We start from the raw sequence: 19,676 nt of genomic DNA, 5'->3' as shown, positions 1-19,676 counted from the left end.
CGGCTCAGGCGCTGAGCGCGCTGCCGGTCGCTGTGGCGGTTGCGGTTGCGGTTGCGGTGCAGTCGATGCAGCGCGCGGCGAACTCCGCGGCAAGCTTGGCATGCCAGGCCCGAGCGGTTTCGGTCATCGCGCGCTGAGCGGCCATGCGTTCCTCGACCGCGCGGCGCCGATAATAACGCTCATTCGATTCCACTGGTCCCCCTCTCCGCAGAGAACCTTTGGACCATCGCTGCGAATAGCTAACCGATGGTTAATATCCACAGCGGCTGGGGATAAGTGGCTCCGAAACGGCCACGATGAGCGTTTCTGTCCCACCTTGGAACATCGATGTCCCGGCGCGTGACACATTGGCCGCGTTCACGGATCATCGGTGAAACCTAACGATTCGCCGCTCGTTAGGGTGACCGAATGGTTTCGAAGGAAAACACCATGTTGAGTTCGATCGAATCCCGCAAGGCGTTCAACCCGAGCAGCCGCGGCTATCACGCCGTCTATCACGACGGAGAGATCAACCACTGCCCCGGCTGCGGGCGGACGCATTGGCTGATCGGCCGCGTCTCCGCCGAGTGCGCATTCTGCTCGACCGCGCTGCCGCTCAAGGAAGCGTCGAACCGCGGCCCGGCCGCGAACGTCGCCTTCTGGAGCGGCGCCCGCCCGAACTACGCCGAGCTCAACGCCGCCTGACGCAAAATTCCCGTTTCCGACCAATGCGCTGGGGTATATACTCCAGTGCATGAAAAGACTCGCCCTCATCGTCCTGCTGGCTTCGTCGGCCCCGGCTTGGGCCGGCGCGTCGAACTTCACCCTGGTCAACGGAACCAGCGGCGCGCTCGCCGAGCTGTCGATCCGCCGCGCCGGCACGGCGGAGTGGAAGACGCTGGGCGCCGCTCCATCCGCGGGCGCTCGCGGCTCGATTCAGTTCAGCGATCCCGATTGCGCGTTCGACATTCGCGCCTCGGTCCCTGGCTCGGGACCGGTCACCTGGGCCGGCGTTAATCTATGCGACGTGAAGTCCGTAACGCTGCAGCGCGATCCGTCGGCAGGCGCCTGGGTCGACTACGACCAATAGCAGACCGGCGCTTCACCGGCGCCGCATAAGGCCCCATCGCGACGGCAGGCACCGGCCGCCGCACGGAATCGAGCAGCTTGGCGCCGGCAAGAAACACGACGCCGGTGCACGCGACCGCGAGCATCCAGCCGCCCCAGCCCGGATAGGTTTCAAGGTAATGGCGACCGCGTTCGACGGCGCCCAGAGCGATCGCATAGATCACCAGCCACGCCTCGAGGCGCGTCTTGATCTGGAATAGGCGACCGATCTTGTTCAGCATCGTTAACACCCAAACGCGTGTTCGGCTGATTTGAGCCGTTTAAGTGCTAAGAGACAAGGTTAAAGTCGCGATAATACTTGGGGAGTCGTGCCGCTTCGGGACTTTCTAGGCGAGTTCTGCCAGGTCGAGCGCGCCCAGCAGGGCGCTGCGCGCGTCCTCGACCGTTCGGATGAGTGCCGGCTCTTGCAGCTCGGCATGATCGATATGCTCGGGCCAATGGCTTGCCACCACTTCCGCAAGCCGATCGAGCTTCGTGTCGTCGACGAGGAAGCGCGGGTCGACCGTGGCTGGGTCGGCGACGACGCGAAGCCGCAGGCAGGCAGGCCCGCCGCCGTTGGCCATCGATTGCCGGACGTCGACCACCTCGACCCGGCGGATCGGGCCGTTGCCGGCGATATGCCGTTCGATCCAGCTCCACACCGAGGCGGTTTCGCGCGCCTCCGCGGGAGCGATCAGCGTCGTCTCGCCCGAAGGCGGCGTCACCAGCTGCGCGTTGAACAGATAGGCTTTGACGGCATCGGCGAGCGGAACGTCGGTCTCGCCGACTTCCACATATTCAAAGCCGGGCACGAGCCGCTCGCACCCCGCGACCAGGCTGGCCTTGTCGGCGAAGGCATGCTCGTGCGCGAACAGCACGCGCTCGTTGGCAACCGCGACGACGTCATTGTGGAAGGCGCCGGCGGCGATCGCCTGTTCGGACTGCTCGGCGAACAGCGTCCGCGCCGGATCGAGCCGGTGCAGGCGCGCGATCGCGCTCGATGCTTCGATATGCTGGCGCGCGGGGAATGCGCCGCCCGATACGCCGTACACGAAGATCTCGACACCTGGCTCGCCGTGCGCCGCGGCAATCCGCATGTGGTTGGCCGCGCCCTCGTCGCCGAAGGCCGGAGGGACGGGGTCATGCACCGCGAAGGCTTCGTTTCGAAAGGCGGTGCGCAACTGAGCCAAGGTCGCCGGCCATTCGTGGCTGCGGTGCGGCATAGTCCGGAGGTTGGCAACCGTCAGGTGGCATTTGCCGTCGGCGGTATCCGGCGCGGGCGAGACGGTCGCCGCGTTGGCCGCCCACATCGCCGAAGCCGACATCGCATTGGCTGCCAGCGCCGGCCCGGCTTCCTCGATCGTGGCGCCGAGAGCGGCGAGCCATTGGCGATTGGGCCGTGGCTGCGGAATAAAGATGCCCTGAGTTAGGCCAAGCGCAAGATTGGCGCGCATCTTGTCGAGGCCCTCGAGCGCCGCGCGCCGCGGCTGGGACAACTGGCCGGCGTTCCTGGTCGAGGCGAGGTTGCCGAAGCTCAGCCCGGCATAATTGTGGCTGGGCCCGACGATGCCGTCGAAATTGATCTCGACAAGCGCCATCAGCGTCCTGCCGCGAGGACCGCGTCGCCGACTTTGACCTGGAGCAGCTCCGCCGCCCCGGCGTCGATGCACAATCCCTTTTTCGGCACACGTTTGGCGGCGGCGAAACAGGCGCGGAAGTCCTTCAGGCGCCCGGCGCTGAGCAGCATCTTGGTGCGACCGCCCTCGCCGATCTCGCAAATCGTCTCGGCCACCGATTCCCGGACGGTCCGGATCGAATCGGTCGGCGCCGTCACGGTCGGTCCGCCATCGAAAATGTCGACGTAGCGATCATAGCGGAAGCCTTCATCCTCGAGCATCCGCAACGCGGCCCGGCCGCTCGGGTGTGGCTGGCCGATCGTGCTCCGTGCCTCGTCGGTGAGCAGGGCGACATAGATCGGGGAGCGAGGCATCAAGTCGGCGATGAATTTCGTGCCATGCACCGCATTGAACTGGTCGGCTTCGGGGAAGGTCATGCCGAAAAATTTGCCGGCGAGCGCGTCCCAGAAGGGCGCATTGCCGGCCTCGTCCATCACTCCCCGGAGCTCGGCGAGAACCCGCTCGCCGAACCGCCCGCGATGCTGCTTGATGAACAGATAGCGGCTCCGCGCGAGGAGCGCGCCAAGGCCGCCGGCGCGCGACTTCGGATGAAGAAACAGCCCGCCGACCTCCGATGAGCCTTCGAGATCGGTGGTCAGGCTCAGACGCTGGTTGCGGAAGGTTTTGCCAAGCTCGGCGCTGGTTTGGGTGAGCGTGCTCAGATGATAGGAATAGAAGGGCTGGATGACCCCGACCTGGCCGAAAATCTGGCAGGTGCCGCGGATCAGCCGCTCCTTTGGGTCCTCGAGGACGAACATGTACATGTCGCCCTCCTGGGCGTCCTCGGCTCGCGCGAAGCTCTTCTCCGACCGTTCCAGCTTGGCGACCAGCGTTCCGCGATCGGGCGGAAGGTTGGTGAACCCGCCCCCGGTCAGCTTGGCCATTTCGTAGATCGCGGCGAAGTCCTCGCCGTGCGCCGGGCGAATGCGAAAGCTCATCCGCGGCTTCCGGCCAGGCGCAGGATCGTGAGAGCGGACAAGGCGGCGCGCTCGGCCAGGCTGTCGACGATCAGAAACTCCTCCATGCTGTGGATCTTGCCGCCGCGAACGCCCATCGTGTCGACGACGGGGATGCCGCAGGCGGCGATGTTGTTGCCGTCGCAAACGCCGCCCGAAGGCTGCCAGGCGATCTTTTGGCCGAGGTCCGCGCCGGCTTGCTTGACGAGGTTGAACAGCGCCTCGGCCTCCGGTGTCAGCGGTTTGGGCGGCCGGCCGAACCCGCCGGACACGTCGATCGTCACGTCGTGCTCAGCCGAAACGGCGGCGAGCGCTTCGTTGATCGCGGCTTGGGCGGCGGCCTCGATTTCGGGAGTTCGCGGACGCAGGTTGACGCGCAGCACGGCGAGGTCGGGCACGACGTTGCTCGGGCTTCCGCCCTCGATCCGCGACGGGTTGACGCTGAGGCCGTCACGCCGGAGGGCGCCGAGCCGCAGCGCGAGGTCGGCGGCGGCGAGGAGCGCGTTGCGGCCGTCTTCGGGATTGCGTCCGGCATGAGCCGAGCGTCCGTGGACGACCATCGCGAAGTTGCCGCTTCCCGGCCGAGCACCGGCGAGCGTGCCGTCGGGTAGCGCGGCGGGTTCATAGGTCAAAGCCGCTTTCTTGCCGCCGGCGGCCTGCGCCAGTAGCGGCGCCGAAGACAGCGAGCCGACCTCCTCATCGCTGTTGATCACCACCTCATAGCCGATGCGGTCGGCGTGGGGGCTAAGCTCGACGGCTTTGAGCGCCGCCAGCATCACCGCAATGCCGCCCTTCATGTCGGCGACTCCGGGGCCGTTGAGCACCCCCTCTTCGAGCCAACGGGTGCCCTGGAATTCGTGATCGATGGCGAACACAGTGTCCATGTGGCCGGTCAACAGCAGCTGGACGGGTGCCATCGGCCGAACGTGCAAATGCAGGTGCCGTCCATGCTCGATCGGGACCGACCGGCCGGCGCTGTCGACCGATGCGACCGGCTCCGCTTTGTCGAGCCGAAGCACCCCCGGCAGTGCGGCAAAGGCGTCGGTCAGCACGTCGGCCATGCGCTCGAGCCCGCCGAGATTGCGCGAGCCGCTGTTGATCGCCGACCAGGCGAGCACTTGGTCGAGCATCGGCTCGACCGCGGCGCGCTCGACGGCGGCTTGTTCGATGGACGACAATTCCCCCATGCCGGGGCTCCTAGCGGGGCCGCTGGCGGAACGCCACACCGTCAGGTCGAGAGGACGAAGCGCTTGCCGAGGGCTTCGATGGCGTCGGCCGAGATCATCTCCAGCTCGTACTCGAGGAGCCGGCAGACGGCATCGGGCGAGCGGAGATCCGCCTCCAGATAGCGAAAGTAGTAGGCCGAATCGTCGGCTTCGACCGGCCCCGCCCGTGCCAGCGCATCGGCAATCGCGCCCGACGAATGCAGCGGGTGCTCATGATCGACCGTCTCGATCTTGCCGAGCGTATGTTCCAAGTCGAAATCGGGACGAAACGCACCGGCTGAATGCAGCAGTCTTACGAGACCGCTGAACCAAGCCCTACCGCATGGTCCGCCTCCTTCGGAGCGGAAGTCCTCGACGATTACGCGTTCGCCTGGCCGCAGCACGGCCACGGCCTCGGCGATCGCGCCGTCGAGATCGTGGATGTGATGGAGCGACCGCGTGAAGAGCACGGCGTCGAACCTCTGTTCGATCGCCGACGGCCAGTCCAGCGCGACCGCATCCACACCTCTCGCCTTGGCCTCTGCGACGCAGGCCGAGTCGCTATCCAGCGCGAGAACCTGCAAACCGGCGCCGGCCAGGCGCGCCGCCAGCTCCCCGGCGCCGCAGCCGATCTCGAGCACCGATCGCGCCTGTTCCGGCAGGCTTCGCCGCACGAAATCGAAGGTGTATTTCGTGGCGACGGGCGCGCCCGTCGTCATTGGCTGTTGATCACCGGCTCGCACCCGAGCATCTCGGCCAGCCGGACCAAGCGGCGCTCGACCGCGTCGCCGACCAGCGCCTCCTCGCCGCGCGGAACATTGAGCTGGATGAAGCCGTCGCCGGCGCTGAGGCTGGTGCGCTCGAGCACGGCTGCAACGCCGCCGGACAACCGTTGGCCGAGGCGCATCGCCAAGCCCCAGCAATGGGCGCGGCGCAGCTGTCCGTCCTTGCACAGCTCGGCGAGCCGGTCGTCCGGCAGGCGGTCGCGCCCGAAATTCGCGGACAGGGCCTGGGCCATGATCACACGCCCCGCCGGACTCACCGCGACCCAATTGCCGTGCAAGGCCATTTCGATTCCCCGGTCGGCCCGAAAATCGGGGCTGGCCTGCCAGGCAACATCCGCCAGCAGGCACGACGCCAGCCGAAGCCGGCGCATTGCCGGAGAATCATCGAACAGCGGCGCGATCCATTCATCCAGCAGGTCGCCGTGCTGCCCAAAGCGGTGCTCGGCGCCCGCGGCGTTGCGGGCCTCGTCGAGCAATGGATCGCGGCGTCGAACCGCCGGCTTCAGTCTCGAATAAAGCAGGCCCTCGCGGATCCCGAACGTGGATACGATGAGCTCCGACGGCTCGAGCTCCTCGGCAAGAATATGCAGGATGGTGGCGGCCTGCGGGGACGTCGCCAATCGCGCCGGGTCGATCAGGGCCGACATCCGCGGATCGAGATCCCGAAGAAGCTTCTTCAGCTCCTTCGGCCGGCCCGGCTTCATCCGATATTGGTGCGTGATCGGCAGTGGGAAGTCCGTAGCGAGCATGTCGATCCGCGCCAGCGCGCGCCACGATCCCCCGACCATGTAGAACGGACGCCCACGGCTGCGCTCGCGAATCCCGGACCCTTTGAGACTGCTCTTGAGGAGCTTGCGCGCCGCGTGCTCAGCATCCTCGGTGCGGGCAAAACGCAACACGCCGAGCGGCATGGAAATCCCGCCTTCGGTCCGTCCGTCTCCGACCCTCACCAGCTCGAGGCTACCACCGCCGAGGTCGCCCGCAATTCCGTCGGCCGCGGGAATGCCGGAAAGCACGCCCTCGCCTGCCAATGTCGCTTCCTCCTCCGCACTCAGGACTTTGCATTCGAAGCCCAGCTTGCCGACCTCGCGGATGAACTTCGCGCCTTCCTTGCCGGCGTCCCGGATCGCCGCCGTGGCAACCGCGTGGGTCCGCTTGACCCGCATATGATCGATGAGCAGCTTGAAGCGGCTGAGCGCGGTCAGCGCCCTCGCCCGCGCCTCTTCCGGCAGCTGACCCGGCGGCCCCGAGCCGAGGCCGGCGAGGACCTTCTCGTTGAAGATCGGCGTGGGAATCCGTGGCGGGCCCGCGTAAACGACCAGGCGGATCGAGTTCGACCCGATGTCGATGATCGCGACCGGCTCTGCGCTCCTCACCAGCCGCCGCTTACAGGCTTAGCGGCCGCGATGGAAACGCAGCTTGGGAACCATCCGGCCCTTCTTTAGCGCCTGGCCGCGGCCGGAAAGCGACGGGTTGGACATGAAATAATTGTGCAGGTTGAACTCCTGCCCCGGCTTGGGCTGGAGCCGGCTGTAGGTCCCGTCCGGGTTGCACCGCCAACTCTGTTCGTTGTCGATGAGGTTGGCGACCATGACCTGGTCGAGGAGCTGGGCATGCACCGTCGGATTTTCGATCGGCAGCATATATTCGATCCGGCGGTCGAAGTTGCGCGGCATCCAGTCGGCCGAGCTGATGTAGACCTTGGCCTCGGGATGCGGGAGCTCGTGACCGTTGGCGAAGCACCACAGGCGCGCATGCTCGAGGAAACGGCCGACGATCGATTTGACGTAGATGTTCTCGGACAATCCCTGGACGCCCGGCCGCAGGCAGCAAATGCCGCGCACGACGAGGTCGATCTTCACGCCCGCCGCGCTCGCTTCGTACAGCTTCTCGATGATGATCGGATCGACCAGCGAGTTCATCTTTGCCCACACTCCGGCGGGCTTGCCATGGCGCGCCGCGGCGATCTCCGCGTCGACCAGCCGGATGAGCTCGGACCGGAGGGTCGCCGGCGACAGCACCAATTGCTTGAGGTTGCGCGGCTCGAGGTAGCCCGTGATGTAATTGAACAGCTTGGCAGCGTCGCGTCCCAGCTTCGGCTCGGCCGTGAAATAGCTGAGGTCGGTGTAGATGCGGGCCGTCAGCGGGTGGTAATTCCCGGTTCCGAAATGGCAGTAGGTGCGGTATCCCTTCTCCTCTCGCCGAACGACCATCGACACTTTGGCGTGGGTCTTCCAGTCGATGAAGCCATAGACGACCTGGACCCCGGCGCGCTCGAGGGCGCTGGCCCACATCAAATTCTGCTCTTCGTCGAACCGCGCCTTCAATTCGATCACCGCGGTCACCGATTTGCCGGCTTCGGCGGCGTCGATCAGCGCACGAATGATCGCCGACTGCTTGCCCGCGCGGTAGAGCGCCTGCTTGATCGCGATGACGTCGGGGTCGGCGGCGGCCTGCTGGATGAACTCCACCACCACCTCGAAACTTTCGTACGGGTGATGGACGAGGATGTCCTTCTCGCTGATCGCCGCGAAGCAATCGCCGCCATGCTCGCGGATGCGCTCGGGAAAGCGCGGGTTGAACGGTGTGAACTTAAGGTCCGGCCGGTCTTCGTCGACCAGCTGCGACAGGTTGGTCATGCCAAGGAAGCCGCGAGTCTCCGAAATGATCGCGGTTGCGGCCCCCAGTCCATCCTGCACGACCGCAACCAGGCTTTCGGGCATTTGGGGTTCGAGCTCGAGGCGCACGACCCGCCCCCGCCGCCGGCGCTTGATCGCCGTCCGGAAGTAGCGAACCAGGTCCTCGGCTTCCTCCTCGATCTCGATGTCGCTGTCGCGGATGATCCGGAAGGCGCCGCCGCGAACCACGACATATTTGGGAAAAAGATAGTCGGTCTTGCGCCGGATCAGGCTTTCCAGCGCGATATAGCGTGCGTCCGGTCCAGGAATGCGGATGAAACGCGGCAAGCTCGACGGAGCCATCACCAGCTCGCGCACGCTGGCCCGCCCCTTCTTGATCTCGAAGATCAGGCTCAGGCCCTGGTTGGGAATGAACGGAAAGGGATGCGCCGGATCGATCGCCTGCGGTGTTAGCACCGGAAAGATCTGCTCGCGGAAATGCTGGTCGAGCCACGCTTCGACGGTTTCGTCGAGCGGCTCATCGCCGATGACCTGCATGCCGGCGACGTCGAGTTCGAGCTGCAGCGCAGCCCAGACCTCATGCTGGCTCCTGACCAGCGTATCGACTTCGGCCGTCACCGCGGCGAGCTGTTGCGCGACCGTCATCCCTTCGGGCGACAGCTCCTCCACCCCGATCGCCTGATGCGCCTTGAGGCCGGCCACCCGGACCATGACGAATTCGTCGAGGTTGCTTGCCGAGATCGACAGAAAGCGCACGCGTTCGAGCAGCGGGTGCTTGGCGTTGCACGCTTCCTCGAGCACGCGGCGGTTGAAGGCGAGCCAGCTCAGCTCGCGGTTGAAATAGCGCGGCTCGGGCGGCGGCTCCTCGGCTGCCGCCGTCGCGATTTCGCTAACGGTGTCCATCAGCTTGTTGGAAGCACGGGAAATAGGTTCGATCTTGCCCACGGCATGTCGCTGAACTGAAACAGAGCCCTGTTACAGTCTTGTGACGGAAATTGGTATGAGGCGAGCCGATCGAGAGTCGGCAAAAGGGGCAGGACATGGTCAAGGACAAGAAAAAGAAAAAGGACGACAAGAAGAGCGCGGGCCAGAAGAAGGCTGCGAAGACCGCACGGCGGCTGAAGGCGATCACCCAAAACCCGCTGGTGGCAGACGTCGTTGCCGCCGCGCTTGTCGCAACCGCGGCGGCGCTCAAGGATTCGAAGAAGGCGCGGCAGCTCGCGGCACAGGGCGCGGATCAGCTCGGCAAGCTGTCCAAGGAGGGCGCATCGAAGGGCAACGCGATGTGGGACCTCGCCTTGGATATCGGCCGCCGCAGCCTCGAAGCGCTTGCCGGCGAAAAGGAGTCCGGGTCCAAGCGCGGCAAGTAGCGCGCCGCGCTCCCGCCTAGCGCGGCTTGATGAACTTCAGCGCATATTGGTCGGTATGACCTTGGATTGCCTTGTCGAAGATCGGCAGGCTGTGGTCGTCCCCCGGACGGTGCAGGAACTTGCCCTCGGCGACGAGCTTGAACCCCGCCGAGGTGACTTCCTTAATGACGACGTCACGGTTGATCCGGTGCATCTTCGCGATTTCCGCGTCGCTCAGATTTGGTCGCCCTTGATGGTCGAGGATGAAGAAGGTGCCGCCCGGCTTTAGCGCCGCATAGACCTGGCGGTCGAAGGCACGCGTATCGACCTTGCCATATTCGGCGATCTTGAGGTCGTGGTAGTTCTGCGTCACCCATGCAAGGTCGAGCGCCTTGGGGAACTTGACCGTGCCGAACGGCTGAACATCCATCGACACATTGCTCCATTTTCCTTGGGCAAGCATCTCGTCGTTGGCCTTGACCGCGCCTTTCCAGCCCGCATTCTCGATCGCATAGAGGTGACCCTTCGGCCCGACGACGTCGCTCAACATCCGCGTGAAATAGCCGCCACCGGGGTAGAATTCGCCGACTGTCATACCCGGCCGCACGCCGGAGAAAGCGAGCGTTTCTGCCGGCTTTCTCAGCTCATCGGTGGACCGTTGGTCGGCTGGCCGCGCCGGGTCGGCAACGGCAAGGGCGATGGCACCGGCGGGCTTCGACGGCGCTGCGGCATGGGTAGGTTGGACGACGGCGAGTGTGAGCAACAGCAAGGCGACATGGCGCATCGGACCCTCCGCGGCATGAGACAAAGCGTGGCTATCGCGAAATCGCGCAAGCTCCAACGCGGTTTCGACAAGCGGCCGCATTCCGTCGCGGTCGCGGTTGCTTTAAGGGCCCGCCGATGTCCCAGCGGCTCTATCTCGAAAACCTGCACGTCGGTCAGCGCTTCGTCAGCAACCCGCGCCAGGTCACTGCCGAGGAGATCAAGGCCTTCGCCGCTGAGTTCGACCCGCAGCCGTTCCACCTCGACGAGGACGCAGCGAAGCGCTCCCTGTTCAAGGGGCTTGCCGCGAGCGGCTGGCACACGGCGGCGATGTCGATGCGCATGCTGGTCGACTGCGTTCCGCTCGCCGACGGCCTCGTGGGCGCCGAGCTCCAGCTCGCTTGGCCCAAGCCGACCCGCCCGGGAATGACGCTGCAGCTGTCGAGCGAGGTACTCGACATCGTTCATTCGCGCTCGAAGCCCAACATGGCGATCGTGACGGTGCGCAACGAGACGCGGGACCAGGACGGCGAGTTGGTGCAGGTCTTCACGGTCAAGATGCCGGTGTTCAAGCGGCCGGGCGAGTGAGCGCGTCCCGGAGCGCCTGAACCTGCTCATTGAGCTTGATCAGCTCCTTCGGCGTCAATCCCGAGCGTTCCAACAGGCGATCGGTCAGGCAGGCGGTCTTCTGGTCCAGCGAGCGGCCTTTCGCCGTCAACGTGACGATGACCTGGCGCTCGTCCTTGGGATTGCGCTGACGGCTCACGAATCCGGCCGCCTCGAGCCGTTTCAACAGCGGCGTGATCATGCTCGAGTCGAGCGACAGCCGATCGGCGACGGCGGAAACCGGGAGTCCATCCTGCTCCCACAAGGTGCTAAGGACGAGGTACTGCGGGTAGGTCAGGCCAAACGAGTCGAGCATCGGCTTGTACAGCCGGTTCACCGCAATCGTCGTTGCGTAGAGTGAGAAGCACAGCTGGCCGTCGAGGGGCAGTTTCATGAGCGATCCTCCGGAAATTCATTATCGTGATAAATAATCGCTTGACAAGGGTTGCCGGAGGGCCGTAGCAGATAGTTATCGCGATAATCATTATCGCGTTTAAAGAAGGAGGAAACCGATACCATGACCAGCCAACCCATCAGCATCGTTCTCGTCCACGGCGGCTTCGTCGACGGCTCCGGATGGCAGGGAGTCCATAACATCCTGACCCAGGACGGCTTTGAAGTGATCGTCGTCCAGAACCCGACCCTGACGCTCGCCGACGACGTCGCCGTCACCAGGCGCGCGATTGCCTCCGCCAAGAACCCGGTCGTGCTGGTCGGTCATTCCTATGGCGGCGTAGTCATCACCGAGGCGGGCAACGATCCCAAGGTCGCCGCGCTGGCCTATATCGCCGCTTTCGCTCCTGACGCCGGTGAGTCGGTCGGGACCCTCATCGCCAATCCGCCTCCAGGTGCCCCGGTCCCGCCGATCCTTCCACCGCAGGATGGCTTTCTGTTCCTCGACAAGGCGAAGTTCGCGGCCTCATTCGCGGCCGACGTCGAGCCCGCTCTCGCGCAGTTCATGGCCGACTCGCAGGTGCCGTGGGGCGTCGAGGCGCTTGCCGGCAAGATTACCCAGCCGGCCTGGAAGTCGAAGCCCGCCTTCTACCTCGTTGCCTCCGACGACCACATGATTCCACCGCCGGCGCAGCGCGCGATGGCAGAGCGCGCCGGGGCTACGGTCGCCGAGACCCCCGCGAGCCATTCGGTCTATGTTTCGAAAGCCGCCGAAACCGCGGCCTTGATCAGCCGAGCCGCTGAGCAGGTGGCCGAACAAACCGTCACCCTGACGGTCGAGCACGCCTGAGTTCGAATGGGTGGCCGGGCAGTCCGGCCACCCGCCTCATCGGGATGGACAATCTTGTGTATTAGTCATATAATACACGTCCAAGGAGCCCATCCCGATGCTTGAAAATCCCCTCGCCCGGCGCACCGCGATTGCCGCCGCCATCGGCGCGGTCGTCGCCATTCCCCTCCCCTTCATCGGACCGATCCTCGGCGCCATCGTCGGCGGCGGCATCGGCTATTTCACGGCTCAGCAGCCGCGGAGCTAACTCGCTTTCAGCGATGTGGGCATCCGGGCCAACAACAGGGCCGACGTTTTCCTTGGCCCAGGTTTTCGCAGCCCCAGGCGATGCGTTTGTGGCGGGTCTCGATCTTTTTCGCAGAGTCGATCCAGCAAATCCATTCGTTGCGGGCAAGCGGGGTGATGTCCTCCCACGTGGCGAGCGCCTGTAAATCGGCCCTGAGCGCGTCCCGGAGGTCGTCCGGAAGGTCATGAACCACGCCCCCGGCAATTGTCGTGGCACCCTTCAATTTAGGTGCTCCGCGAATTCCCGGAGCAGCTGGCGGTAGAGCTCGCGCTTGAACGGCACGATCAAGTCAGGGAGCTCGGAAGGCTCGATCCACTTCCACTCGCGGAACTCCGGGTCCTCGGTATGGATGTTGACGTCGGCATCGGTGCCGAGGAAGCGGGCGAGGAACCAGTCCTGGTCCTGCCCCTTCCACTTGCCGCCCCATAACTCGTGCCGGATTCCCTCCGGCAGGTCGTATTTCAGCCGCTCGGGGCATTCGGCGATCCGCTCGACCAGGTGCGGCGCAATGCCGGTCTCCTCCTCGAGTTCGCGCTGAGCGGTCGCCCATGGCTCCTCGCCCTTGTCGATCCCGCCCTGCGGCATCTGCCACGCTTCGTCGGTGTTATCGATCCGCGCCCCGACGAACACCTTGCCCTCACGGTTCAAGAGCATGACGCCGACGCCGCGGCGGTAACCGTTCTCGCCCGTTGCCATGGCACTTCCATAGCTTCCCCTCCCCTCGATGGGGAAGGCCTCAGGTCGAGGCGAAGGTGATCAGGAAGATCGCGAACCGGTAGCCGACGAAGAGAACGGCCACCGCGCTGGTCAGGAAGGCAGTCGCTGCCCACCGGCGCCCGCTTGAAGTCGGGTACACCTTGGGGATCGCGAGGAAGAGATAGGTTCCGCACGCGGCGAGGTTGAAGATGGACAGGGCCGCGTCGACCATGCCGGAGCTAAGGCCTCCCCCACCCAGCACCAGGTCGAGCCGCGCCAGGAGGACGGAGACGCTCAGCAGAATCAGCACGAACGCATAAAGGTGCAGCGCAAACACGATATGCGCGCCGGCAGGCCGATGGCGTGCCCGGAAGATCATCGCCGGCAAGGGCGCGAAGCATAGCGCCATCAGGATGATCAGCGCTTTCGCATTGAATACCGCCGAGCGATCGAAGACCGGCGTATAGGCCTCGAGCGTCATGTGCCGCTGGGCGAGGCGCTCGTTGACCAGTCGCTGCACAAATGGACTCCAGTCCTGCGCATGCAGGTGCGAGTCGAGCGGCGAGGACAGGATGTTCGCGCCCGTCAGCGATTGCACCCCCACGAACACCGCGTTTCCGATGAAGAACAAGGCCAGCGGAGTGATGTATCGCCGCCGTTCGCCCGCCATGTGCGCCGCCGTCAACCGGCCCGGCCTGGTCAGGAGGTTGCCCCAGCTGCGGACGAACTTTCCATCCACGCTGCTCGTCGCCTTGGCGAACTGCGCGGCCAGGTCGCGCACGCTGAGGTCGTCGGCGCGACGGCGTTCCTCACCGCATTGCGGGCAGAACCGCATTCGCCGGCGCGTGGAGCAGGTCGGGCAGGTCCATGCTGCGGATGTTGGCATTCGTCCCCCACCGCACCATCGCACTCGCCGCGGTTGTGGACAATGCTCCCAACCTACCCTGACAAGGGTGGCGAACGCGGCCTCACGCGCCTAATAAGGTGGCAAGACGAAACTCGCGCGTTTGTGAAGGACTCGATCGTGGCGACCGCCACTCACCAACTCACCGACAAGGAAGCGACCGCGCATCCGCCCGCTGAAGCCGTGGTCGTGCGCTTCGCCGGCGACAGCGGCGACGGCATGCAGCTCACTGGCGGCCAGTTCACGCTGTCGACCGCGCTCGCCGGCAACGATCTAGCGACCTTTCCCGACTTCCCGGCCGAGATCCGTGCGCCCCAGGGCACGACCTTCGGCGTCTCCGCCTTCCAGATCAATTTCGGATCGACCGCGATCGACACCGCCGGCGACCAGCCCGACGTGCTGATCGCGATGAACCCGGCGGCGCTGAAGGTGAACGCGAACGAGATCCGCGAAGGCGGCCTGATCATCGCCGACGAGGGCGAGTTCACGGCGCGCAACCTCGCCAAGGCCGGCTACGAGCAAAACCCGCTCGAGGACGGTAGCCTCGCCCGCTGGCAAGTCGTCCACTTCAACATCTCGCAGCTGACCCTCGACGCCGTGAAGCCCTACGGCCTCGGCAACAAGGAAGCTTTGCGCTGCAAGAACATGTGGACGCTCGGCCTCGCGCTGTGGATGTTCGACCGCGACCGCCAGCCGATCGTCGACTGGCTCAAGGCCAAGTTCGCCAAGGCGCCCGAGCTCGCCGAGGCCAATATCGCCGCGCTCAACGCCGGTCACGCTTATGGCGAAACGGCCGAGATGGGCGCGCCGTTCAAGCAGCACCACCTCGCCGCCGCGCCTGCGGAGCCCGGACTTTACCGCACCGTCACAGGAGCCGAGGCGCTGGCGCTGGGCCTCGTCGCGGGGTGCCAGCTTGCCGGCGTCGAGATGTTCTTCGGCTCCTACCCGATCACCCCGGCGAGCCCGCTGCTCCACCATCTCGCGCGCCTCAAGGAGTTCGGGATCACCACCTTCCAGGCGGAGGACGAGATTGCGGCGATCTGCGCCGCGATCGGCGCGAGCTATGCCGGCCAGCTCGGCATCACGTCATCGTCGGGCCCTGGCATCGCGCTGAAGACCGAGGCGATCGGGCTCGCCGTCATGACCGAGCTGCCGCTGGTGGTCGTCAATTCGCAGCGCGGCGGGCCGTCGACCGGGCTGCCGACCAAGACCGAGCAATCGGACCTCTACCAAGCAGTTTACGGCCGCAACGCGGATTCGCCGGTGCCGGTGATCGCCGCGCGCTCGCCCGCCGATGCTTTCGACTGCGCGATCGAGGCGTGCCGGATCGCGACCCACTACATGACCCCGGTCATGCTGCTGACCGACGGCTATATCGCCAATGCCGCCGAGCCGTGGCGGGTTCCGGATATGAGCGGCTATGCGCCGTTCCCGGTGACCTTCTTCGAGACGCCGCCGGCCGAAGGCCAAGGCGTGATGCCTTACGCCCGTGGCGACGGCCTCGCCCGGCCGTGGATTAAGCCCGGGACGGCCGGCCTCGAGCACCGTATCGGCGGGATCGAAAAGCAGCCAGGCACCGGTAACATCGATTATTCGCCCGCCGCGCACCAGGAGATGACCGACACGCGCCACGCCAAGGTACTCGGGGTCGCCAATTCGATCCCTGACCAGGACGTGTGCCTCGGCCGCGAAGGGGCGGCGCTGGCGGTGGTCGGGTGGGGCTCGACTTTCGGCCCGATTCACCAGGCGGTCCGGCGCGCGATCGCCCGCGGCCAGGACGTCGCCCACGTCCACATTCGCCACATCTGGCCGATGCCCAAAAATATGTCTGTCCTATTGCAGGGCTTTGGAAATATCCTCGTGCCCGAAATGAACATGGGCCAGCTCAAGACGCTGCTGCGCGACCAGTTCCTGGTCGACGCCAAGCCGCTGACCAAGGTTTCCGGACACCCATTCCGCATTGCGGAGATCGGGGCTGCGATCGACGCTGCGCTCTTGGGAGATAGCCGGTGAATCTTCCCCGTCACTGCGAACATTGGTGAACATTCGCATGAGACAGCTCAACGTCTGGCCGATGCTGATCATGCTGATCGTCATCGTCCTGCTCGTAATCTGGCTGAGGCCCCACGGATGAACGAAATTTCCCCAATCCCAACCACCACCGCCAAGGACTGGGCGAGCGACCAGGAGGTCCGCTGGTGCCCGGGCTGCGGTGATTATGCGGTGCTCAAAGCCGTACAGCGGACGATGCCCGACCTCGGCGTCGCGCGCGAGAAGACGGTGTTCATCTCCGGCATCGGCTGCTCGAGCCGCTTTCCTTATTACATGGCGACCTACGGCTTCCACACCATCCACGGCCGGGCGCCCGCCTTCGCCACCGGGGTCAAGCTCGCCAATCCCGAGCTCGACGTGTGGATCATCACGGGCGACGGCGACGCCTTGAGCATCGGCGGCAACCACACGATGCACGTGCTGCGCCGCAACCTCGACTGCCAGATCCTGCTGTTCAACAATGAGATCTACGGCCTCACCAAGGGCCAATATTCGCCGACCAGCCGCGTTGGCACCCGCAGCCCGTCAACGCCGTTCGGCTCGGTCGACCGGCCGGTGACGCCGTGCGCCTTCGCATTGGGCTCAGGCGCTCGGTTCATCGCCCGCGGCATCGACGTTCACAAGAATTTGCCCGACGTCTTGAAGGCCGCCCACGCCCACCGCGGCGCGAGCTTCGTCGAGATCTACCAGAATTGCATCGTCTACAATGACGACGTGTTCGGCAGCTTTACCGCGCGTGAGACGGCAGCGGACAACCAGCTGTGGCTGACGGCCGGCGAGAGGATGCTGTTCGCGGGTGGCGCCAAGGGACTCGCGCTCGATGTCAAGCGGCTGTGCCTCAAGGTGGTGGACGGCGAGGACCCAGCGGTGATCGTCCATGACCCCAGGAACAAGGGCATCGCCGCGATGCTGATCGAGATGCCCGAAGGCTTCCCGGTCGCGCTCGGCGTCATTTACGAAGACCCCGCGCCGACCTTCAACGCCGTGGTCCACGAGCAGAACGCGGCCGCCGCCAAGGGCAAGACCGCCGACCTCCAGGCGCTGGTATCCAAGGGCCAGACCTGGATGGTCGAAAAGGAGCCTCACAAGCTCTAGTGCTGAGTGTGTTGCCGTCATTGCGAGGAGCCGCAGGCGACGCGGCAATCCAGCTCCCTTCTGGATTGCTTCGCTTCGCTCGCAATGACGGAGCGGAACGATAGACAACATCACCCACACCTTGGCGGGCGCGCTGCTCGGCCAGATGGGGCTCAAGCGCCGCTCGCGCTTCGCCATGGCCGCGTGCCTGCTCGGCGCCAACGCGCCCGACATCGACGTCTTCGCGCCGCTCGCCTTTCCCGTCGACGGCATCGAGTTCCACCGCGGGCCTTTGCACGCCGTCTTCGCCTGGCCATTGCTCGCCGCGGCGATCGTCGCGATCCTATGGCTTCTCGATCGCCTTCGACCTGGGGGACCGGATGCGCTGCCGTTTCGCACCCGGCCCCTGTTCGTGGTCGCGTTTCTCGCCGTTCTCACCCACCCCTTCCTCGATTGGCTCACGACCTACGCCATCGCTTTGTTCGCGCCGGTCAGCTGGCGCTGGTATTCGGGGAACGCGATCTTCATCATCGACTGGGTCTATTGGCTATTGATGGTCGTCGGCATCAGCTGGTCGGCGGTCCGCTGGCGTCGCGGCTCCCCGCGCGCGGGGCGTCCTGCCCAGATCGCCGGGCTCCTGATGCTCGGCTACATTGCCTTCAACCTCGGCGAGAGTGCCCGAATCGAAAGAGCCGCGGCCGCAACCCTTCGCGCCCGCGGGATCGAGCCGACACTGATCGTCGCCGGACCACCGCCATTCGCCTTCTGGGAGCGCAACATCCAATGGCGCAGCGCCGACCGCTTCGGCAGCGGCAGCTTCGACCTGACGGATGGCCTCGTAATCGATGCCAGGTCCGATCCGCTCCGTCTCGACGATCCGCAGCTTGCAAGGGCAGAGGCCAGGTCGCGCCGAATTCGCTCCTTCCTGGTCTGGTCGCGCATGCCGATCGTCGTGAACGTCGACGGCAAGACCTATCTGTCCGACCAGCGCTTCTACGGCCCTCTTCGGTCGCGCTCGATTCCGGCGGGAATCCGACGCTTCTTCAGCGGTCACGCCTTCCTCGTCCCGCTCGACAATGGCCGTTCGAGTTCATAACTCCACCGAATGAGCACGCGGGGCGACCATCTGCTGCGCGGCGGGCTGCTGTTCGCGAGCGGCAGCGGCATCGTCGGGCGCCTCTTCGCGCGCAGCTTCGCCGTCGTGCTCGACCAGATCGGCGATCGGGTGGACGCCGGCGGAATCGAGGTCTCTACACCGGACAATTCGCTGCGCCGCCTCGGTTTCCGCGCGCCGGGACCCGAAGCGAAAGTGCGCATCCACAGCTGGTACGCGCTGGTCCGGCTGGTGACGTCGGGCTCAATCGGCTGGTACCGCGCCTGGGCCCGCGGCGAGTGGAACTCGCCCGACCCGGTCGCCTTGTTCGCGGTCTTCTCCGCCAATGCCCACAGCCTCGGCGAGACCGGCCGGGCCAAGGGCGCGGCACGGGCCTTCAATCTCCTCAAGCACCGGCGGCGCGACAACGCACCGGCGAAAGCGCGCAAGAACATCGCCGCCCACTACGACCTCGGCAACGATTTCTACGCCGCCTGGCTCGACGACACGATGACCTACAGCAGCGCCCGCTTCGCCAGCCGTCGGGACAGCCTCGATGAGGGCCAGCTCAACAAAATCGGGCGCCTGCTCGACCGGCTCGAATTGAAACCGGGCGATCGACTCCTCGAAATCGGCTGCGGCTGGGGCTCGCTGGCAATCGAGGCGGCAAAGCGCGGCGCCGAGGTCGTCGGGCTCACGCTGTCGAAGGAGCAGAAGGCGTGGGCCGATCGGAAAATCGCGGCTGCGGGGCTGTCGGACAAGATCGAGATCCGGCTCCAGGACTATCGGGACACGGCCGAGCAGTTCGATGCCGTCGCGTCGGTCGAAATGGTCGAGGCGGTCGGCCAGCGCTGGTGGCCGGACTATCTCGATTGCATCGCCCGCAACCTGAAGCCGGGTCGCCGCGCGGCCCTGCAGTTCATCAGCATCGCCGACGATATTTTCGACGGCTACGTTCGCAATCCCGACTTCATCCAGGCCTATATCTTCCCCGGCGGCTGCCTGCTCGACGAGCCCAAGTTCGCCGCTTTGGCGAAAGAGCGGGGCTTGGCCTGGAAGGCCCGTGACGGCTTTGCCCTCGATTATGCCGAGACGCTGAAACGGTGGCGCGAACGGTACAATGACGCGGTCACCAGCGGAGCGCTGCGCGGCTTCACCGAGCCGTTCCACGACCTCTGGCGCTACTACCTCATGTACTGCGAGGGCGGTTTCCGGGGCGGCGCCATCGACGTTGCGCAAGCCACCTTGATCAAGGACGGCTGAC

22 protein-coding genes are annotated in these 19,676 nt (G+C 65.5%); 10 read left to right on the top strand and 12 right to left on the bottom strand.

Annotated elements, in window-relative coordinates:
* Positions 1-4 precede the first annotated feature (4 nt).
* Positions 5-193 (bottom strand): hypothetical protein, encoded by a 189-nt coding sequence (locus N539_RS0109230; protein ID WP_028970033.1) that lies wholly within the window; start codon positions 191-193, stop codon positions 5-7.
* 236 nt (positions 194-429) lie between these two features.
* On the opposite strand from N539_RS0109230, the gene N539_RS16355 reads away from it, so the two are divergent.
* A complete protein-coding gene (locus N539_RS16355; protein ID WP_156029857.1) occupies positions 430-684 on the top strand; it encodes a hypothetical protein in 255 nt (84 codons plus the stop codon).
* A gap of 49 nt (positions 685-733) precedes the next feature.
* The gene (locus tag N539_RS0109220; protein ID WP_028970032.1) at positions 734-1,069 is read left to right on the top strand and encodes a hypothetical protein; all 336 of its coding nucleotides are present in this window, start codon (positions 734-736) and stop codon (positions 1,067-1,069) included.
* A gap of 364 nt (positions 1,070-1,433) precedes the next feature.
* On the opposite strand, the gene N539_RS0109215 is transcribed toward N539_RS0109220, so the two are convergent.
* The 6 genes from N539_RS0109215 to N539_RS0109190 are packed head-to-tail and all read right to left on the bottom strand — an operon-like array spanning position 1,434 to position 9,250.
* On the bottom strand, positions 1,434-2,684 hold the full coding sequence (locus N539_RS0109215; protein ID WP_028970031.1) for an N-succinylarginine dihydrolase: 1,251 nt from the start codon (positions 2,682-2,684) through the stop codon (positions 1,434-1,436).
* Positions 2,684-3,700 (bottom strand): arginine N-succinyltransferase, encoded by a 1,017-nt coding sequence (locus N539_RS0109210; RefSeq protein ID WP_028970030.1) that lies wholly within the window; start codon positions 3,698-3,700, stop codon positions 2,684-2,686. The genes N539_RS0109215 and N539_RS0109210 overlap by 1 nt, the downstream gene beginning before the upstream one ends.
* Positions 3,697-4,905, bottom strand: coding sequence for a hydrolase (locus tag N539_RS0109205; protein WP_028970029.1), 1,209 nt, complete (start codon positions 4,903-4,905; stop codon positions 3,697-3,699). The genes N539_RS0109210 and N539_RS0109205 overlap by 4 nt, the downstream gene beginning before the upstream one ends.
* A gap of 41 nt (positions 4,906-4,946) precedes the next feature.
* The gene (locus N539_RS17795) at positions 4,947-5,642 is read right to left on the bottom strand and encodes a class I SAM-dependent methyltransferase (RefSeq protein WP_051531689.1); all 696 of its coding nucleotides are present in this window, start codon (positions 5,640-5,642) and stop codon (positions 4,947-4,949) included.
* On the bottom strand, positions 5,639-7,084 hold the full coding sequence (locus tag N539_RS0109195; protein WP_028970028.1) for a Ppx/GppA family phosphatase: 1,446 nt from the start codon (positions 7,082-7,084) through the stop codon (positions 5,639-5,641). The genes N539_RS17795 and N539_RS0109195 overlap by 4 nt, the downstream gene beginning before the upstream one ends.
* Before the next feature lie 18 nt (positions 7,085-7,102).
* Positions 7,103-9,250 carry an RNA degradosome polyphosphate kinase gene (locus N539_RS0109190; protein ID WP_028970027.1) on the bottom strand — a complete coding sequence of 716 codons (2,148 nt, stop codon included), beginning with the start codon at positions 9,248-9,250 and terminating at the stop codon, positions 7,103-7,105.
* 137 nt (positions 9,251-9,387) lie between these two features.
* Here N539_RS0109190 and N539_RS0109185 point away from each other — a divergent pair, with 137 nt between their 5' ends.
* Positions 9,388-9,717, top strand: coding sequence for a hypothetical protein (locus N539_RS0109185; protein ID WP_028970026.1), 330 nt, complete (start codon positions 9,388-9,390; stop codon positions 9,715-9,717).
* A gap of 16 nt (positions 9,718-9,733) precedes the next feature.
* Here the strand turns inward: N539_RS0109185 and N539_RS0109180 are convergent, their stop codons facing one another.
* Positions 9,734-10,561, bottom strand: coding sequence for a class I SAM-dependent methyltransferase (locus N539_RS0109180; RefSeq protein WP_051531688.1), 828 nt, complete (start codon positions 10,559-10,561; stop codon positions 9,734-9,736).
* Positions 10,562-10,596: 35 nt separating this feature from the next.
* Between N539_RS0109180 and N539_RS0109175 the strand changes: the two genes are divergently transcribed.
* Positions 10,597-11,046 (top strand): MaoC family dehydratase, encoded by a 450-nt coding sequence (locus tag N539_RS0109175; protein WP_028970024.1) that lies wholly within the window; start codon positions 10,597-10,599, stop codon positions 11,044-11,046.
* Here the strand turns inward: N539_RS0109175 and N539_RS0109170 are convergent.
* Positions 11,027-11,458 carry a MarR family winged helix-turn-helix transcriptional regulator gene (locus N539_RS0109170; RefSeq protein WP_028970023.1) on the bottom strand — a complete coding sequence of 144 codons (432 nt, stop codon included), beginning with the start codon at positions 11,456-11,458 and terminating at the stop codon, positions 11,027-11,029. The genes N539_RS0109175 and N539_RS0109170 overlap by 20 nt on opposite strands.
* Positions 11,459-11,581: 123 nt before the next feature.
* Here N539_RS0109170 and N539_RS16345 point away from each other — a divergent pair, with 123 nt between their 5' ends.
* Positions 11,582-12,307, top strand: a complete 726-nt coding sequence (locus tag N539_RS16345; protein WP_037552718.1) for an alpha/beta fold hydrolase — start codon at positions 11,582-11,584, stop codon at positions 12,305-12,307.
* A gap of 97 nt (positions 12,308-12,404) precedes the next feature.
* Positions 12,405-12,554 (top strand): hypothetical protein, encoded by a 150-nt coding sequence (locus N539_RS18515; protein ID WP_156029856.1) that lies wholly within the window; start codon positions 12,405-12,407, stop codon positions 12,552-12,554.
* Positions 12,555-12,561: 7 nt separating this feature from the next.
* On the opposite strand, the gene N539_RS18195 is transcribed toward N539_RS18515, so the two are convergent.
* From N539_RS18195 to N539_RS0109150, 3 genes are read right to left on the bottom strand one after another with little or no spacing between them, the layout of a single operon-like run.
* Positions 12,562-12,786, bottom strand: coding sequence for a YdeI/OmpD-associated family protein (locus N539_RS18195; RefSeq protein WP_197018434.1), 225 nt, complete (start codon positions 12,784-12,786; stop codon positions 12,562-12,564).
* Between the two features lie 26 nt (positions 12,787-12,812).
* On the bottom strand, positions 12,813-13,289 hold the full coding sequence (locus N539_RS0109155) for an RNA pyrophosphohydrolase (protein WP_028970022.1): 477 nt from the start codon (positions 13,287-13,289) through the stop codon (positions 12,813-12,815).
* A gap of 40 nt (positions 13,290-13,329) precedes the next feature.
* Entirely contained in the window at positions 13,330-14,175 is an 846-nt protein-coding gene (locus tag N539_RS0109150) for a DUF3667 domain-containing protein (protein ID WP_028970021.1), read from the bottom strand.
* Positions 14,176-14,313: 138 nt separating this feature from the next.
* On the opposite strand from N539_RS0109150, the gene N539_RS0109145 reads away from it, so the two are divergent.
* The 4 genes from N539_RS0109145 (at position 14,314) to N539_RS0109125 (ending at position 19,675) form a co-directional block, all read left to right on the top strand.
* Positions 14,314-16,206, top strand: a complete 1,893-nt coding sequence (locus N539_RS0109145; RefSeq protein WP_028970020.1) for a 2-oxoacid:acceptor oxidoreductase subunit alpha — start codon at positions 14,314-14,316, stop codon at positions 16,204-16,206.
* A gap of 117 nt (positions 16,207-16,323) precedes the next feature.
* The gene (locus tag N539_RS0109135; protein ID WP_028970019.1) at positions 16,324-17,340 is read left to right on the top strand and encodes a 2-oxoacid:ferredoxin oxidoreductase subunit beta; all 1,017 of its coding nucleotides are present in this window, start codon (positions 16,324-16,326) and stop codon (positions 17,338-17,340) included.
* Between the two features lie 100 nt (positions 17,341-17,440).
* On the top strand, positions 17,441-18,415 hold the full coding sequence (locus tag N539_RS17790) for a metal-dependent hydrolase (protein WP_331280092.1): 975 nt from the start codon (positions 17,441-17,443) through the stop codon (positions 18,413-18,415).
* Between the two features lie 9 nt (positions 18,416-18,424).
* Positions 18,425-19,675, top strand: a complete 1,251-nt coding sequence (locus tag N539_RS0109125; protein WP_028970018.1) for an SAM-dependent methyltransferase — start codon at positions 18,425-18,427, stop codon at positions 19,673-19,675.
* Position 19,676 lies beyond the last annotated feature (1 nt).

Origin of the sequence: Sphingomonas sp. URHD0057, assembly GCF_000620665.1 — a bacterium.
Taxonomy (GTDB): Bacteria; Pseudomonadota; Alphaproteobacteria; order Sphingomonadales; family Sphingomonadaceae; genus Sphingomicrobium.
Note: the sequence above shows the minus strand (reverse complement) of the source record. Positions and strands in the feature narration are given on the sequence as shown.

Coding starts and splice junctions, on each gene's coding strand:
- N539_RS16355 (WP_156029857.1), top strand. CDS start 430: ATGTTGAGTTCGATCGAATCCCGCAAGGCGTTCAACCCGAGCAGCCGC.
- N539_RS0109220 (WP_028970032.1), top strand. CDS start 734: ATGAAAAGACTCGCCCTCATCGTCCTGCTGGCTTCGTCGGCCCCGGCT.
- N539_RS0109215 (WP_028970031.1), bottom strand. CDS start 2,684: ATGGCGCTTGTCGAGATCAATTTCGACGGCATCGTCGGGCCCAGCCAC.
- N539_RS0109210 (WP_028970030.1), bottom strand. CDS start 3,700: ATGAGCTTTCGCATTCGCCCGGCGCACGGCGAGGACTTCGCCGCGATC.
- N539_RS0109205 (WP_028970029.1), bottom strand. CDS start 4,905: ATGGGGGAATTGTCGTCCATCGAACAAGCCGCCGTCGAGCGCGCCGCG.
- N539_RS17795 (WP_051531689.1), bottom strand. CDS start 5,642: ATGACGACGGGCGCGCCCGTCGCCACGAAATACACCTTCGATTTCGTG.
- N539_RS0109190 (WP_028970027.1), bottom strand. CDS start 9,250: ATGGACACCGTTAGCGAAATCGCGACGGCGGCAGCCGAGGAGCCGCCG.
- N539_RS0109185 (WP_028970026.1), top strand. CDS start 9,388: ATGGTCAAGGACAAGAAAAAGAAAAAGGACGACAAGAAGAGCGCGGGC.
- N539_RS0109180 (WP_051531688.1), bottom strand. CDS start 10,561: ATGCGGCCGCTTGTCGAAACCGCGTTGGAGCTTGCGCGATTTCGCGAT.
- N539_RS0109175 (WP_028970024.1), top strand. CDS start 10,597: ATGTCCCAGCGGCTCTATCTCGAAAACCTGCACGTCGGTCAGCGCTTC.
- N539_RS0109170 (WP_028970023.1), bottom strand. CDS start 11,458: ATGAAACTGCCCCTCGACGGCCAGCTGTGCTTCTCACTCTACGCAACG.
- N539_RS16345 (WP_037552718.1), top strand. CDS start 11,582: ATGACCAGCCAACCCATCAGCATCGTTCTCGTCCACGGCGGCTTCGTC.
- N539_RS18515 (WP_156029856.1), top strand. CDS start 12,405: ATGCTTGAAAATCCCCTCGCCCGGCGCACCGCGATTGCCGCCGCCATC.
- N539_RS0109155 (WP_028970022.1), bottom strand. CDS start 13,289: ATGGCAACGGGCGAGAACGGTTACCGCCGCGGCGTCGGCGTCATGCTC.
- N539_RS0109150 (WP_028970021.1), bottom strand. CDS start 14,175: ATGCCAACATCCGCAGCATGGACCTGCCCGACCTGCTCCACGCGCCGG.
- N539_RS0109135 (WP_028970019.1), top strand. CDS start 16,324: ATGAACGAAATTTCCCCAATCCCAACCACCACCGCCAAGGACTGGGCG.
- N539_RS0109125 (WP_028970018.1), top strand. CDS start 18,425: ATGAGCACGCGGGGCGACCATCTGCTGCGCGGCGGGCTGCTGTTCGCG.